Source organism: Brevibacillus sp. 1238, assembly GCF_029892995.1.
Lineage (GTDB): Bacteria > Bacillota > Bacilli > Brevibacillales > Brevibacillaceae > Brevibacillus > Brevibacillus parabrevis.
On sequence record NZ_JARXWC010000004.1, the window covers coordinates 440373 to 454837 of the forward strand.

Sequence of the window (14465 nt, forward strand, 5' to 3'; positions counted from 1 at the left end):
CATGAAAGAAAGGAGCACGCTTATTTTGTGGACGCGCCGCCTGTTGTTTTTCGCCCTCGCCGGACTGGCCTTGCCCAGCTTTGTACACGCTGCCGCTCCCCAATCTGCCAAACCCGCCACTCCCAACCCGGAGCAGGTCATCGGCTGGATCAATGCGAGCGCAAAAAATCTTGTCGCCTTGCCAAATTTTGATTTTCAACTGTCGAATCTGGACGATGACGCGGATTGGGAGATCGTCGCCAAACAAAATTCTACGGTACACCTCGGAACGTTTTACATCCTTGATCAAAAAGCGGATCGCACCTATTCGCTCGTCGCGGAAAAACCGTGGAACGTCCCGCACCTGCAATTGGAACGATGGGACTTTTCCAGCGAACGCAACCACCCGCAGCTTGATCCGCATGCTTCAGACGACTCTGCGGAAGTGGCGGGAAAACGCTTGTTTGAAACGGTTGACCATACAGGCGGAACCGGAATATCTGCCTATGAAGCCCATCTCTGGTACATGGAAAAAGGCAAGCTGGTCGAGGCCTGGAGCGGTATTTTGAAGCAAACCTCATTCGTGCCAGGCGGTCAACTTTTCCAGACGCTTGGCAACTACCAGCTTCTTACTGACGACGAGCAGCACCCTGCACTCTACTATTGGACGACGGAACAGGAGCTTGACCCGGATACAGGCAGCCCGCTCTCTGGCAAATCGTCAACCAAGCTGCAAGTATACCGCTTTGAAAACGAGGCATTCACTCTCGCGCCCTGACGCTTTTCGCCACAGATGCACAAAGCCGCACTCCCGGTCGATCAAAGGGAATGCGGCTCTTTTTTTCATCTTACTGCTTATCGTTTCAGCTTGTCCGGCCGCGGTGATTTGAGCGACTGCAAGCACATGTAACAAATGACGCCAAACAAAATTGTGATGATCATCGAGTGAAGCAACGTCGCGTAGAGGTGGAGCTGGAACAAAACGACGAAGCCGCCGCTGAACACTTGAGCGATGACCAGCACAAAAGCGAGGATGCTCGCCCCGTACAGATCGCGACGCGTTTGTTTGAAATGACGGATAGCGTAGATCATCGTTGCCAACAGCACAATCGCCAGCACTAGCGCCCCCAGCCTGTGTGCGAATTGAATGCCGATCTGCCCGGACAGCTCGGGAATGATTTGCCCCTCGCACAGTGGCCAGTCACTACAAGCCATGCTGGAGCCGGTATGTCTGACGTACGCTCCCAGGTAGACCACTCCGTACGTGTAGGCTGCCACAGCCCAAATCCAGTTGCGGAATCCTCTCGGGGCTTTTGCCTGCACCATGCTCGCCATTTTGTCGCGCTGCAACACGAACCCGGTCAAAAGGAACACGCCCGTGAAGGCCAGAAGCGAAAATCCGAAGTGCAGAGCCAGGACGGACGACGACTGCGGCCAGATCACCGCGGAAGCGCCGAGAATGGACTCCAGCACGATAAAAAACAAACCGAACAGGGCGAGATTGCGCACTTCCTGATTGCCCCGGTAATGACGCCAGCAAAGTACGGAGAAAACGATTACCACAATGCCTGCCACGCCTGTAATCAGCCGATGCATGTATTCAATGATTGAAGCCAAGGTATACTCCGGAACCCATTTCCCATTACAGAGCGGCCAGTCGTTTCCACAGCCCAGGCCCGAATCCGTTTTGGTCACAAGCGACCCGGCGATCATGACGATAAACATGACGAGAGTAGCAAGAACGGCTAGAGGTTTCAGCCATTTTTCCATAGTGAATACACCCTATTTCTTGTGATGTTTGAGACTCTCGGTGAAGCAGCCTCTTAACTGTTGCCCTCTCTAACATTAATGAAACATCCCCTGCTAAGCAAGGGATGTTCCGTGAACATTTGGTGAGTGTTTCGTGTCAATAATGGTACACCATTGTGCTGATGACAATGACGGCGCAAAAGACTGTCAAATACAGAATCGAGTAGCCAAAAAGCTTGCGCGCCCACGCCAGATCATCCTTGGCTTTGAAGCCTTGGAACAGCAGCACCATGTACACGATTCCCATCAAGCCCATGACAGCCAGGTAAACATAACCAACGCTTCCATGGATAAAGAGCAGCAACGAAGCCGGGAACAGGACAGATCCCCACAAAACCATTTGCCGCTTCGTTTCTGCGAAGCCTTTGACAACTGGCAGCATAGGCAGATTGCCTGCGCGGTATTCCTCGGTTTTCAGCATCGCCAGCGCAAGGAAGTGCGGCGGCTGCCACAGGAACAAAATCAGGAAAAGCAGCCACGCTGCCGGGTCCATGCTGTTCGTTACAGCAACCCAGCCGATTACAGGCGGAGCCGCACCGGAAATCCCGCCAATGACCGTGTTCAATGTGGTCACGCGTTTGAGCGGAGTGTAAATCAACACGTAGAAAATATGACCGATCAATCCCCAAACAGCAGCCAGCGGATTGGCGAATACGGCGAGCACCGCAAGACCTGCGAGCAGCAAGCCGATCCCCAAGAGGATGGCCGTGCGTGGCGCGATGCGCCCTGCTGCAAGCGCACGCCCTTTGGTACGCTTCATTTTTTTGTCCAAATCACGGTCGTAGTAGTTGTTTAACGTCGCACCCGACATGATCACCAAAGCTGTACCAATCATGGTGAAAATCGCTAGTTTCCAGTCTGGAAAACCGTAAGATGCCATCCATAGGGCAGCAAAGGTAGTCATCAGGTTGGACATGGTAATCCCAGGCTTTGTCAGTTCTACGTAGTCCCGAAAAGTCGCCGGCTCTCCCGGTTGTGCGTGCAGGGGTGTCTCGCTGTTAAGCGATTCCTGCATTGTCACTTGCTGGTCCACGTTTTGTACCTCCTGTCTGAATCTATCTGAACATGCGAATATCCGAATGAAGAACTAACTTCCATTGTATCGAAAGCAAAAGAAGCTAGTCAACTTGAAAAGCGCCCAAGCTACTTTCCAAAAATAACATCCAGAACGCCAGCCGTTTCCCCGCCCGGATAGATGATATACAGCAGCGTGTACACCGTAGCTCCGGTAATGGCGGTCACAAACCAGACGATCGACGTCCACGGCCCGATTTTGCGGTGGGCGGCAATGTTGTTCTTGTAGGCGTGTCTGAGCGTGATCAGCCCCATGACTCCCCCTACGGTTGCCAGCACGATGTGAAAGACGAGAAACGTCTGATAGATTGGCTTCAAGCTGTCCGGCCCGCCGAAATGAGTATTCCCGACAAAAGCCGTTCTGGATACATACGTGATGAAGAAGATCGTCGCACAGATGGCGGCCCACTTCATGATCTTCATGTGCTTATCAATTTGTTTCTTCGCGACCGCATACCAGCCACAAGCGACAAGAATACCGCTGATGACGATAAACGACGTGCTTATCGTAGGCAGCAAGATGGACATTTCTACACCTCATTCAAATAATCTATCTATATTTTTATACCCGGCCTTCATCCATCGTCGGCGTTTTTCTCAGCAGGGCAACCGCGGGCTGCTCATCCATCGGCAGGTCTTCCTGCTTCTCCTGCTTATACCAGTGGTAGAAAACGTAGGCGAGCACGGAACCATACACAAGCTCCTGCACCAGTTTCATGATGATTCCACCAAGTCGCTGGTCACTGAACGTGTCGAGGCTCGGGAACAGTTGCGGAGCCGAGATGTACGTCGCATACAAAGGATCGGACGCGAAAATAATCAACGCACAGGCAGGGGTAATCAGCACCCCGTTGGCAAAAATGTACGTCAATTTTTTTAATCCCGCCAACTGTCTCTTGCTGTCGGACAATGGACTGACAATCGGCCACCACATAGCGAAAGCAGCGAAAATCAAGACGACATGGTAGACTGTCATCCACTCGTGATTAAGAGCCGCTGCATCAAATATAAACGGTATATGGTAGAACGAAAACAGCGTGTTGAACAATAATGCCGCTACCAGCGGGTGAGTAACCGCGCGAAGAATCGCTTTGAGCGGCCGCGGCTGAAAGATTTTTTCCAAAAGCCACTCCGGCATCGCCAAGAGCACAATCGGAGGCAGGGCAAAATACAAAATGGACTGCTGCAGCATGTGCAGGCTGAACAAGTAATGATGGCCATAATAGCTGATCGGGCTTCCTTGTGCCGCGTAAAACAGCAGCAAGCCAAAGACAAACAGCAGCTTTTGCTTTGCTGTCGCCGTGGTGGCATGTTCAAAACGCTTGTGCATGGGACCCGTTACCAGGAAATATACCGTGGCAATTAAAAGAGTGAAGAGCATCACGTCGGGACTCCACAAATCTGAAAAGGATGCCCCCGTGTTCATCGCTGACAGCTCGTGTTGATGCTGACCCATTCATATCCTCCCTTCGAGCTGAGCTTTATCTCGATTTGAATTTTTTTACATTCTAATCTACCTAATAAGGGTGCCCTCTATACAATCTCCATTATACCGTTGATTGCCTGCTTCTTTGATAAGAAAAATGAACAAAGTGTTGACAAATGCTTTGGCAAAAAAAAAGAAGACCAGATCTCCTCTGGTCCCCTTGTAAAACGCGGTCTGGACTACACTCCGAAAGAAACGAATTTCGTCTCCAAATACTCATCCATTCCGTAACGTCCACCTTCGCGTCCGATGCCGCTTTCCTTGAATCCGCCAAACGGAGCTTGCGTCTGGGTCGGCGATCCGTCGTTGATGCCGACGATGCCGTACTCCAGCTGCTCTGCCATCCGGAAGCAGCGCTGGTTGTCACGCGTGTACACGTAAGCAGCCAGACCGTAGCGCGTATCGTTTGCCTGGCGCACGACGTCTGCTTCGTCTGAGAAACGAACGAGCGGAACAACTGGTCCAAACGTTTCTTCGTTTGCGATTTTCATCTCTTCGGTCACACCGGAGATAACGGTAGGCTCGCAATAGAAGCCATTTGCGTAGTCGCCTTCTGTCAGACGGTTGCCGCCGTATACGACTTGGCCGCCTTTTCCTTTCGCGTCCTCAATGTGCTCCAGCACTTTGGAAAGCGCGCGCTCGTTCACCAATGGTCCGATTTCGGTTTCCTTCAGTCGTCCGTCTCCCACTTTGGCCCGCTTCAGACGCTCGACCAATTTCTCGGTAAAGGCGTCGGCTACATCTTCGTGAACATACAGGCGATTCGTGCAAATGCACATTTGGCCGGAGTTGCGGAACTTGCTCTCAAACAATCCTTTTACTGCCGCATCCAGATCGGCGTCAGGGAAGACGATGAATGGCGCGTGGCCGCCCAGCTCCATGCTGACGCGCTTCACTTGCTTCGCCGCTCCTTCCATCAGCAGCTTGCCGACGCGAGTGGAACCTGTGAAGCCGATTTTGCTCAGTTTGGGATTCTCGATAAACTCTTGGCCGATCGATTCCGGCTTGCCGATGACGAGGTTGACGACCCCTTTTGGAAAACCAGCCTTCTCGATCAGTTCAAACAAGCGGATGGCAGACAGCGGTGTCGCTTCCGCCGGCTTCAAGACTACTGTGCAACCAGCTGCCAGTGCAGGAGCGATTTTGCGCGCAACCATGTTCACGGGGAAGTTCCATGGTGTAATCGCGCCGACCACGCCTACAGGCTGACGGAGCACCATGATTCGCTTGTTCGGCACGGACGAAGGGATCGTCTCTCCGTATACGCGCTTCGCTTCTTCCGCATACCAGACGAAGTTGTCCGCTGCACCCAGCACTTCGCCTTTTGCCTCGCCAAGCGGTTTGCCCATCTCCGCAGAGATGATGCCTGCCAGCTCGTCACGGCTCTGCTTGACCAGTTCGGACAAGTTGTACAAATACTTGGAGCGCTCGCGAGCAGTCAAACGGGACCAGCTTCCAAAAGCCTCATGTGCAGCGTCAATCGCTTTTTGGGCATCGCGGGAATCTCCAAAAGCAGCGCTTCCCACGACTTCGCCCGTCGCCGGATTCACGATTTGAATCGATTCGCCGCTCTCGGCAGAAACCCACTCTCCATTGATATACATTTGCTTGTACTCTCCCATGACTATCGCTCCTCTCACTCTCTTCAATAAATTGGCTTTAGCGCCTCAAACGGATTTTTGCAATGCCGGCAATACAAAATGCTGCGGCATGCGGCAGGGCCAAACAAGTTGTCAATTTGCGTATAAGGGGAGTCACAGTAAGGACAGGACACTTCCCATGTATCTCCCGGTTTGAAATCGATTGGCGGAGGAGCAATGCCGAAGCTCTTTAGCTTCCCTCTCGCCTCTGGCACGATGCGATCGGACGTCCAGGCGGGATCGTAGACAAACTGAACTTCCACCTTGCTGATTCCGTCCGCCTCTACCAGCTTCGCTGCGATATTTTTTTTCATGATTTCCAGCGCAGGACATCCGACAAAAGTAGGGAGCACGTCGACATGCGCGACATCGTCCTCTACCCGCACCTTGTGGATCATCCCCATCTCTACCATGCTTATGACCGGAATCTCCGGATCAGTCACTTGCTGTAGCAGTTCCCAGCATGTCGCTTCCAGCCCGTCATGTACATGCATTCCTTCTTGCGCCATGCAGATCACCCTTTCTACCAGCCCGCGGCCGGATCGATGCGATATACTTCCGACAAGGTAGCCAAAGCTTGTGCAAGCTCCGGCGTATGCTGACCGTGACGACCGCGCTGCTCAGGCACTCCCGGCTCACCCGCCCACACGAGGCCCGCTTTTTCAAAAATGCCCTGGGTCAATGTGAGCCACTTCTGTTTCAACTCGCCTTCGCCGGCAATCAGCCCACAGCGGACGATCGCGTCGGCGTTCGCACCGAGCTGATAAAGCTCGCCTGCATCCTTCCATACTTTCTCAATCGCGGCTTCCAGTCTTTTCCGCGCTTCGTCTGTACTGTTGGCCAACTGCGTGAGCCAAACTTGCCAGTGCATCAGATGGTAGCGATGCTCCGTCATCATTTTGCGGCTGACCAGTGCCAGCGGTGTGTACGATGATTGGAGCAAAGACTCCAGGCGAACCTGTTTGTACAGTCCGTACACATAGCTGCGGACAATCGCATACGCCCAGTCATAGTGAGGGTCGGTGTTGTAGTCGCCTTCCCCGTTTTTTCGCTCGACCAAAATCGCATTGCGGAACGCATCTGCTTCCCGAAGCTGTGCGAGATCGTCCGCCTTGCCTACTCCGAGCTGTTCCAGCATCTCGTAAAACATCACGGCATGACCCATCATGTCCTGCGACATCGAAGAAAACGCGACGTCCTCCTCGATGTGCGGAGCCAGCCCGAGCCATTCCGAACCGCGATAGGCGAGAATGAAGTCGTCGTCAGCAAGCTGGAACAGCAAATCAGTCAAGGCTTGCGCGTATTCCGGGTTTTGTTTTGCCGCTTCTGTTGTTTCTACTTGTGAAAAGTCGCCCATGATTGTATCCCCTCCTGCTTAGCTGCCGCTTTCCGCATGCTTTTGTTTTTCTTCGTACTGTTCTCTGTGATGGCGCCATCTCGCCTGCAAGTCGCCATAGCCTCGCGTCTCCCGGTAGCTCTTGTTGTCGAGCCGCTCCAAAAACGGACGCTCTTCCGGCGACAAGCCGTAAATATCGTCGCGCTTCACCACCCAGATGTTAAAACAAGTCTCGCGGCGCAGGAAGTTTTCTCTCGCCATCGCGAGCGCAACTTCCTTGTTTGGAGCCAAGAGGCTGAACTGATGGACAAAAGATGAGCTGACACTTCTTTGACTGAATACTTCGTAAATGAAAAAGTCGTCTCTGACTTCTGTTTCCTTGTTCATATCCATTCACCTACCCTACGTGGCGGCCGTACGACATGATTGCGTCGCGCACCCATTTTGTTTCTTCGTACGATGTTTCCCTAAGATTCAGACGATGAGCAGAGCGCGGGCCGTTCCCCTTGACGATCTGCTTGAACTGTTCCCAATCCGGTTGCTGATACACCCATTGGTCTTTTTCTTCATCGAAGTGAATCGTCTCATCCGGCACAGTGAAGCCGAGGTGGAAAATGCGTGGCAAATACTTTTTCAAAAACACTTGCCGCAGTTCCTCATTCGTCTGCGTGCGAATCTTGTAACGCATGTTGGCGGATTGGTTGCTCGTAATCGTACCGTTCTCAGGCGGTCCGAAGAACATCAAAAGCGATGGCCACCAGCGCGTAATCGCTTCTTGCAGCATCTGGCGCTGTTCCTCCGTGCCCTCTGCCAGCTCCAGGACGATGCTCTCGCCGTGCTGCGCATGGAATTTCTCCTCGGCGCAAATCCGGTGCAGCGCCCGCGCATACGGCGCATAAGATGTATCGAGCGACATGGACTGGGTAATGATAGCCGCTCCGTCCACCAGCCAGCCGATTACCCCTGCATCTGCCCAGGTTGGCGCTTCCATGTGGAACACATTGTGAAATTTCAGTCTTTTCGCAAACAAGTCATTCATCAAGTCTTCGCGCGTCTTGCCAAGCGGCGCCAGCAAATCTTCCGCTACCCGCAGCAAAAGCTGCCCGTGTCCCATCTCATCCTGCACCTTCGCCATGATCGCCAGCTTGCGGCGCAACGTCGGTGCCTTGGGTACCCATTCCTTTTCCGGCAAAGCCCCCATGATTTCGCTGATGCCGTGCATCGAAATCAGCTTGATCAGCTGGTTGCGGTAGTCGTCTGGCATCCAGTCGTCCGCTTCGATTTTTCCTCCGCGGTCGATTTTCGCTAAAAACGCTTCCATTTTTTCGTTTTCGGTCAGATCAGAACGTTCCATCTGTGTTTGCATGGAGAATACCTCCTTATTAGCCGTTGTCCATTATGTTAAAATCATACTACGTTTTTATAACGTTATAATAACATAACGTCATACGTTTTAGCAATATCCTTCCGCCTGGAACCTTTGCTTATTCCATCCGCCCGGACAGGACGGCCGCCTTTTTCAGCTGTTCTGCCATATGCCGCAGCTCTTGCATGACAGCGTCCAGCTCCTGAATGCGCGTAGATTGTTGCAGGCTGTGATTCAGCGTCTTTTCCATCTCGCCTGACACGGTGCCGACAAGGGCGTTCATCTCGTCGAGAATGCGAAAAATGTCCTTTGCCGACGTCGAGGTCGTCTGCGACAACTGGCGAATCTCTTCGGCGACGACAGAAAAGCCCCGGCCTGCCGCTCCGGCTCGCGCTGCCTCCAGGACGGCATTCAACCCAAGCACATTGGAACGGGTGGAAATGTTGCGAATCAGCTCATTGATCTGCGTCGTCTCCGCGATTTTCACTTCCATTTGTCCTGCCGCATCGCTCAGCGTATGGCTGGCCTGCGCGAGATGATCGGCGTCTTTTGCCAGGCTTTCCGTATGTACCGCAATGTTTTCCAAGGCGTTCGTCAAATTTTCCGCCAAGCCGCGCAGCCTGTCCTCCTGATCGGTCGTGACCCCTGTAGCCAGACAGCCCACTACTTGCCCCTTTTCCACGATTGGATAACCGACGGCAATATACGGAATGCCGTAAAGCTCCTTGGAGATCTTCTTCACCACCCGCTTGTTTTCCGCAATCGCCGTGGCATTGATGCTCCCCTGGCGCAGCTGGTCCCCGACTTTGATGCCCAGATTGAGTCCATGCGCCGGATAGTAAGCGAGAAACTTCTCCCGGTCGGTCACCCCGACCATGCAATCGAACAAAAAAGCCTTTTGCAAAATGGGGGCAACCATCAGCACGCTGTTTAACAGTTGAGACATGTATTTACCTCCTGACCAAGGGACGAAAACGGCTATTCTCTTCGCATCCGTCACGTTTGCGAAAAGAACAGCCATCGTCTCCACCTGCATCATCGATTGAATTACTTCACAATCTGGAATTTGCCGCCCTTCACTTCGACCATGATCATGCTGTCTTCCGTCAGTCCGTTGTGATCGTCATTCGAGAAGGTAAATTCCCCGGTAACTCCCACGTACTTCACTTTTTCCAAAACTTCGCCCAGCTTGGAAGCGTCGCCGCCTGCTTGCTTCAACCCTTCCACGAGCAAGTTCAGACCGTCGTAGCCGTATCCGGCAAAACCGTCCGGCTGCGAGCTGTACGCTGCTTGATAGCCTTCTGCGAACTTTTTGATGACCGCTGCTTGCGGGTCGTTTGCATCTACCTGATCCGGCACCAGCAGTTTGCCTGCTACCATCAGGACGCCTTCACCCGCATCGCCCACCAGCTCCAAAAACTTGCTGTTGGCTGAACCGTGGCTGCTGATGATCGGAATCGTCATATTGAGCTGTTTCGCTTCCTTCACAATCGTAGCCGGGCCAGGGTTCGTTCCTGCGACGATCAGCGCCTGTGCATCCGTTCCTTTGATCTTGGTCAGCTGGGAGCTCATCGACGGGTCCTTCGTGCCGTACTTCTCTTCCGCTACGATCGTAATGCCGTATTCAGGCGCGTACTTTTGCAATTGCGTTGTCCAGCCGCTTCCGTACGGATTGCTGTCGTTGAGCGTCGCGATTTTGGTAATGCCTTTTTCTTTCAAGTATTTGAAAATGCGCTTCGTGCCGTGTACGTCGGTATGCGGTGTTTTGAAAATGCCTGCGCGCACCGGATTGGTAATCTGATCCGCTGCTGCCATCGAAATCAGCGGCAGCTTCTCTGTTGCGGCAAATTCGGCCATGCCGAGAGATGGTCCGCTGCCGGAGGAGCCGAGGACAGCGACTACTTTTTCTTTGGAAACCAGCTTCTTGATCGCTTTCACAGCTTCCGTGTTATCCGACTTGTCGTCCTCAAACACGACTTCGACCGGGCGGCCATTCACTCCGCCTGCTCCGTTGATTTCTTTGACGAGCAGCTCAACGGCTTGCTTCTCCGGTACCCCAAGCGGGCTGTTCGGGCCAGTCAGAGAGAAAATCGCCCCGACTTTGATCGGTTCCCCGCTGGCGCCACCTGTTGCCGCCGTCTGTCCGCCCCCTGCTTCTGCCGCTGGCTTCGCGCCGCCGCCACAGGCGCTGAGCAAGACGAGCGAAGCAATCGCTACCGGATACAGCCACTTGCGAAACGTTCCTTTTTTCATGGTTAAGCCCCCTTGAGTATCTATCTTTTTATCAATGTCAAACCGCTTCGTGGGAGTGTCCCAGATAAGCAGATTGCACACGCGGATCGTTGCTGATTTCCTCAGCACTGCCTTCCAGCATCACTTCGCCTGTACTCAACACATAAGCCCTGTCGGAAATCGCCAGCGCAGCGCGAGCGTTTTGCTCAACCAACAACACGGTTGTACCCCACTCGGAGCGAATCTCCTGAACGATCGTCAATATTTCCTTGGCAATCAGCGGTGCCAAGCCGAGCGAAGGCTCGTCCAGGAGCAACAGCTGCGGCCTGGATAAAAGCGCCCGTCCGATCGCCAGCATTTGCTGCTGTCCGCCAGATAGCGTTCCCCCCAGTTGCCATTTCCGCTCTGCCAAAATCGGAAAGCGCTCGTAAACGGTCTGCATTTCTTTGGCGATCTCTTTTTTGCTCGTTTTGGGCATGCGGTGGGAAGCGCCCAGCCACAAATTGTCCTCGACGGTGAGCGTGGAGAAAATTTGTCGGCGCTCCGGCACATGCGCCATCCCGCGCGGCACGACAAGCTCGGCCGGGATTCCGGTGATGTCGGCATCGCGAAACCAAATCTTCCCTTCTTTCGCTCCGTGCAGACCGCAGATGCAATTCAACAGCGTCGTTTTGCCAGCGCCGTTCGCCCCGAGCAGCGAGACGATCTCTCCTTCGTTCACTTGCATCGTAATTCCGTGCAGCACTTCTACAGGACCGTAGCGAGCCGTGACGCCGTCCACTTTCAAGATCGTTTTTCCCATCGTTTTCCCCCCTACTCCTCTTCCGTTCCCAGATAAGCCGCGATGACGCGAGGATTTTCCTGGATTTCACGCGGGGTTCCTTCCGCAATTTTCGTTCCCTGATCGAGAACCACGATGCGGTCGGCGATGGTCATAATCATGTCCATGTCGTGCTCCACCAGCAAAATCGCCGTTCCGCTGTCGCGAATCTCGCAAAACATCCGGCTCATTTCCGCTGTCTCCGTATGGTTCAAGCCAGCCGCAGGCTCATCGAGGAGCAACAGCCTTGGCCCTGCGACCATCGCCCGGGCAATTTCCATCAGCCTCAGCTTGCCGTAGGGCAAACTTCCCGCCAGCCGCTGGGATTCCGTCGCCAGCCCCACTTGTCCGAGCCAGGCATGTGCCTTTTGCTCCATCAGCTTCTCTTCTTTTTTGGCCTTGCCCAAATTCATGCCGCAGGAGAACAGGCTGGAGCTTGTCTTCGTATGCATCCCGACCATGACGTTCTCCAATACTGTCATGTCGTCAAACGTCTGGAGATTTTGAAAAGTTCGGGTAATGCCCAGCCCGGCGTATTCATAGCCCGGCACCTTCGTCATCGGCTTGCTCGCAAAGCGAATTTCGCCAGCGGACGGAGGAATGACGCCGGACACCATGTTGAGCACCGTGCTTTTGCCTGCTCCGTTCGGGCCGATCAGCGCCAAAATTTCGCCTTCGCGCACTTGAAAATCAACCTGATTGACTGCACGCACCCCGCCGAAATCGCGGGACAGCTCTTGTACTTCCAAAAGGGTCGTCATGTTGCCGCCTTCCTTTCCACTCGCTCACCAGACTGTGCTTTGACAGCAGCTTCCTTTGCCTTTTTGGCTTGCGCTTTTTCATAGACGGAACGAATACGCGGCACCAGACCTTCCGGCATAAACATGACAATCAAGACGAGTATGCCGCCGAAAACAATCGTATCGACATCGCCCTGCAAGCCCGGGATGACTTCGCTGAGCAAAATCAGTCCCTCGCTGATAAAGCCGATCAGTACCGTGCCAATCAACGCTCCCCATATGCTCGTCATCCCGCCGATGACGACCATCGTGAGAAATTTGATCGACTCGTGCAGTCCAAAAGGCTGCGGATCGAGTATCCCCATGTAGTGAGCGTACAGACCACCGGAAATTCCGGCGAACATGCCGCTGACGACGAAAGCGTTCAGCTTGAACTTGCTCACGTCAATTCCCATTGAGGTTGCGGCAATCTCACTCTTGTGAATCGCCCGAAACGCTCTGCCTACCCGCGAATGCAGCAGGTTGAGCGAGAACAGGAGCACACAAGTAACGACCGCCCAGATCAGATAGTACATGGACAGCTCGCTGCCTCCGAAGAACGGAACCTGCGGGATGCTGATCATCCCGCTCGCGCCCCCGGTGACTGGCTCCCATTCGGTAATCCCGATCTGGACGATATAGCCGAATGCCAGCGTCGCCATCGCGAGATAGTAGCCTTGCAACCCCGCTATCGCTCGTCCGAGAATGAAGGCAAACAAGCCAGGAACAATTGCCGAGGCGATGAGGCCGACGAATGGCGACAGCCCGTATTTGGTCGTCAACACCGCGGAAGTGTAAGCGCCGATCCCCCAAAAGGCTGCTTGTCCGAGCGAAATTTGTCCAGCCAGCCCCATCACCAGGCACAGCCCGATCGTCACGATGGCATGCAGCCCGATAATAATGCCGACGGAACGGTAATACTCATCTGGCATCACAAACGGGAAAACGATCATCAAAGCGATGTAAATTCCGAAGCCTTTTCCCCATTTTTGCAACAACTGCTTCATCTATAGCCCTCCTTTCCCCACGCTGCGCTCTCCGAAGAGTCCGGATGGCTTCACCAGGAGCATGCCGATCAAGACCAGAAACGCGATGGCGTCCTTCATCCCGGAGCTGACGTATCCGGCTCCGAGCGACTCGACAATCCCGAGCAAAAAGGCAGCCACAGCCGCGCCAAGCGGATTGCCCAACCCGCCGAGAATCGCGGCGGAAAAGCCTTTGATTCCAAGCAGCACACCGATGTCGTAGGAGGTCACGCTCAGCGGTGCGATGACGATTCCGGCAACAGCTCCGGTGGCTCCGCTGATGGCGAAGGCGAGCATGCTCATCTTCGTTGGAGAAATCCCCATCAGGCGGGCTGCCATCGGATTGACCGAACAGGCGTTGATTTTTTTCCCGAGAATCGTCTTTTCCATCAAATACCAGAGGAGAAACAAAATGATAAGGACAGCAGCCAAAATCCAAACGCTTTGCGTCGCGATCGTCACGCCCCCGAACGAGAGGGGTTCGTTGCTTGTAATCGGCTCCAGCGCAAAAGCATCCTTGCCCCAAATAAAGCTGGCGATCCCGCGGATTAAGGTGGAAATTCCTATTGTCAAAATTATCAAACTAATAGGACTAGCTTTTTTCACATAATCAATGACATATTTCTGCATGATGATTCCGATTGCCGTTACTGCCAGAATGGCAAGCAATGCTGCGAGTCCGTAAGGCAAATTCATCCCGATCAAAGCTACCGTAACCATTCCGCCGAGCATCAAAAACTCACCCTGTGCGAGATTGATGACCTTGCTCACGTTGTAAATCGTGATGAAGCCTACGGCAACAATCGCATAAATGCCGCCACTGACGAGGCCGTTTGCGACATACTGCAACAGTTCCGTCATATTCGTGCTGTACCCCCTCTTGTTTCGCGCCTTAACCGCTACCATCTAAAACGCTTAC

16 protein-coding genes are annotated in these 14465 nt (G+C 53.6%); 1 reads left to right on the plus strand and 15 read right to left on the minus strand.

Annotated features, from left to right (window positions below):
* Positions 1-25: 25 nt before the first annotated feature.
* Positions 26-757, plus strand: coding sequence for a hypothetical protein (locus M2298_RS13035; protein ID WP_280648600.1), 732 nt, complete (start codon positions 26-28; stop codon positions 755-757).
* A 77-nt stretch (positions 758-834) separates the two neighbouring features.
* Here M2298_RS13035 and M2298_RS13040 read toward each other — a convergent pair whose 3' ends face one another.
* The 15 genes from M2298_RS13040 to M2298_RS13110 all read right to left on the minus strand — a co-directional run bounded on the left by M2298_RS13040 (position 835) and on the right by M2298_RS13110 (position 14407).
* Positions 835-1749: a COX15/CtaA family protein gene (locus M2298_RS13040; RefSeq protein WP_122964334.1), complete on the minus strand. Its 915-nt coding sequence runs from the start codon at positions 1747-1749 to the stop codon at positions 835-837.
* Positions 1750-1885: 136 nt separating this feature from the next.
* Positions 1886-2821: a heme o synthase gene (gene cyoE / locus M2298_RS13045; RefSeq protein ID WP_122964333.1), complete on the minus strand. Its 936-nt coding sequence runs from the start codon at positions 2819-2821 to the stop codon at positions 1886-1888.
* 110 nt (positions 2822-2931) lie between these two features.
* On the minus strand, positions 2932-3390 hold the full coding sequence (locus tag M2298_RS13050) for a DUF420 domain-containing protein (protein WP_122964332.1): 459 nt from the start codon (positions 3388-3390) through the stop codon (positions 2932-2934).
* Positions 3391-3424: 34 nt separating this feature from the next.
* The gene (locus M2298_RS13055; RefSeq protein ID WP_122964331.1) at positions 3425-4318 is read right to left on the minus strand and encodes a cytochrome c oxidase assembly protein; all 894 of its coding nucleotides are present in this window, start codon (positions 4316-4318) and stop codon (positions 3425-3427) included.
* A gap of 209 nt (positions 4319-4527) precedes the next feature.
* On the minus strand, positions 4528-5970 hold the full coding sequence (locus M2298_RS13060; RefSeq protein ID WP_122964330.1) for an NAD-dependent succinate-semialdehyde dehydrogenase: 1443 nt from the start codon (positions 5968-5970) through the stop codon (positions 4528-4530).
* A gap of 23 nt (positions 5971-5993) precedes the next feature.
* Positions 5994-6497: a 1,2-phenylacetyl-CoA epoxidase subunit PaaD gene (paaD, locus tag M2298_RS13065; RefSeq protein ID WP_063230860.1), complete on the minus strand. Its 504-nt coding sequence runs from the start codon at positions 6495-6497 to the stop codon at positions 5994-5996.
* Between the two features lie 14 nt (positions 6498-6511).
* Entirely contained in the window at positions 6512-7345 is an 834-nt protein-coding gene (gene paaC / locus M2298_RS13070) for a 1,2-phenylacetyl-CoA epoxidase subunit PaaC (protein WP_173596658.1), read from the minus strand.
* Between the two features lie 18 nt (positions 7346-7363).
* Positions 7364-7711, minus strand: a complete 348-nt coding sequence (gene paaB / locus M2298_RS13075) for a 1,2-phenylacetyl-CoA epoxidase subunit PaaB (protein ID WP_063230858.1) — start codon at positions 7709-7711, stop codon at positions 7364-7366.
* Between the two features lie 10 nt (positions 7712-7721).
* Positions 7722-8690 carry a 1,2-phenylacetyl-CoA epoxidase subunit PaaA gene (paaA, locus tag M2298_RS13080; RefSeq protein ID WP_122964328.1) on the minus strand — a complete coding sequence of 323 codons (969 nt, stop codon included), beginning with the start codon at positions 8688-8690 and terminating at the stop codon, positions 7722-7724.
* Positions 8691-8808: 118 nt separating this feature from the next.
* Entirely contained in the window at positions 8809-9636 is an 828-nt protein-coding gene (locus M2298_RS13085) for a methyl-accepting chemotaxis protein (protein ID WP_280648601.1), read from the minus strand.
* Between the two features lie 101 nt (positions 9637-9737).
* The gene (locus M2298_RS13090; RefSeq protein ID WP_122964326.1) at positions 9738-10943 is read right to left on the minus strand and encodes an ABC transporter substrate-binding protein; all 1206 of its coding nucleotides are present in this window, start codon (positions 10941-10943) and stop codon (positions 9738-9740) included.
* A gap of 37 nt (positions 10944-10980) precedes the next feature.
* Positions 10981-11724 carry an ABC transporter ATP-binding protein gene (locus M2298_RS13095; RefSeq protein ID WP_122964325.1) on the minus strand — a complete coding sequence of 248 codons (744 nt, stop codon included), beginning with the start codon at positions 11722-11724 and terminating at the stop codon, positions 10981-10983.
* An 11-nt stretch (positions 11725-11735) separates the two neighbouring features.
* Positions 11736-12503 (minus strand): ABC transporter ATP-binding protein, encoded by a 768-nt coding sequence (locus M2298_RS13100; RefSeq protein ID WP_122964324.1) that lies wholly within the window; start codon positions 12501-12503, stop codon positions 11736-11738.
* A complete protein-coding gene (locus tag M2298_RS13105) occupies positions 12500-13528 on the minus strand; it encodes a branched-chain amino acid ABC transporter permease (RefSeq protein WP_173596656.1) in 1029 nt (342 codons plus the stop codon). The genes M2298_RS13100 and M2298_RS13105 overlap by 4 nt, the downstream gene beginning before the upstream one ends.
* Entirely contained in the window at positions 13529-14407 is an 879-nt protein-coding gene (locus tag M2298_RS13110; RefSeq protein WP_063230851.1) for a branched-chain amino acid ABC transporter permease, read from the minus strand.
* Positions 14408-14465 lie beyond the last annotated feature (58 nt).

What these genes read in the sequence shown, in the direction of transcription:
- M2298_RS13110 (WP_063230851.1), bottom strand. Translation starts at nt 14,407, where the DNA reads ATGACGGAACTGTTGCAGTATGTCGCAAACGGCCTCGTCAGTGGCGGC.
- paaB (WP_063230858.1), bottom strand. Translation starts at nt 7,711, where the DNA reads ATGAACAAGGAAACAGAAGTCAGAGACGACTTTTTCATTTACGAAGTA.
- paaC (WP_173596658.1), bottom strand. Translation starts at nt 7,345, where the DNA reads ATGGGCGACTTTTCACAAGTAGAAACAACAGAAGCGGCAAAACAAAAC.
- M2298_RS13095 (WP_122964325.1), bottom strand. Translation starts at nt 11,724, where the DNA reads ATGGGAAAAACGATCTTGAAAGTGGACGGCGTCACGGCTCGCTACGGT.
- M2298_RS13105 (WP_173596656.1), bottom strand. Translation starts at nt 13,528, where the DNA reads ATGAAGCAGTTGTTGCAAAAATGGGGAAAAGGCTTCGGAATTTACATC.
- M2298_RS13060 (WP_122964330.1), bottom strand. Translation starts at nt 5,970, where the DNA reads ATGGGAGAGTACAAGCAAATGTATATCAATGGAGAGTGGGTTTCTGCC.
- M2298_RS13100 (WP_122964324.1), bottom strand. Translation starts at nt 12,503, where the DNA reads ATGACGACCCTTTTGGAAGTACAAGAGCTGTCCCGCGATTTCGGCGGG.
- M2298_RS13050 (WP_122964332.1), bottom strand. Translation starts at nt 3,390, where the DNA reads ATGTCCATCTTGCTGCCTACGATAAGCACGTCGTTTATCGTCATCAGC.
- M2298_RS13055 (WP_122964331.1), bottom strand. Translation starts at nt 4,318, where the DNA reads ATGGGTCAGCATCAACACGAGCTGTCAGCGATGAACACGGGGGCATCC.
- paaD (WP_063230860.1), bottom strand. Translation starts at nt 6,497, where the DNA reads ATGGCGCAAGAAGGAATGCATGTACATGACGGGCTGGAAGCGACATGC.
- M2298_RS13040 (WP_122964334.1), bottom strand. Translation starts at nt 1,749, where the DNA reads ATGGAAAAATGGCTGAAACCTCTAGCCGTTCTTGCTACTCTCGTCATG.
- paaA (WP_122964328.1), bottom strand. Translation starts at nt 8,690, where the DNA reads ATGCAAACACAGATGGAACGTTCTGATCTGACCGAAAACGAAAAAATG.
- M2298_RS13090 (WP_122964326.1), bottom strand. Translation starts at nt 10,943, where the DNA reads ATGAAAAAAGGAACGTTTCGCAAGTGGCTGTATCCGGTAGCGATTGCT.
- M2298_RS13085 (WP_280648601.1), bottom strand. Translation starts at nt 9,636, where the DNA reads ATGTCTCAACTGTTAAACAGCGTGCTGATGGTTGCCCCCATTTTGCAA.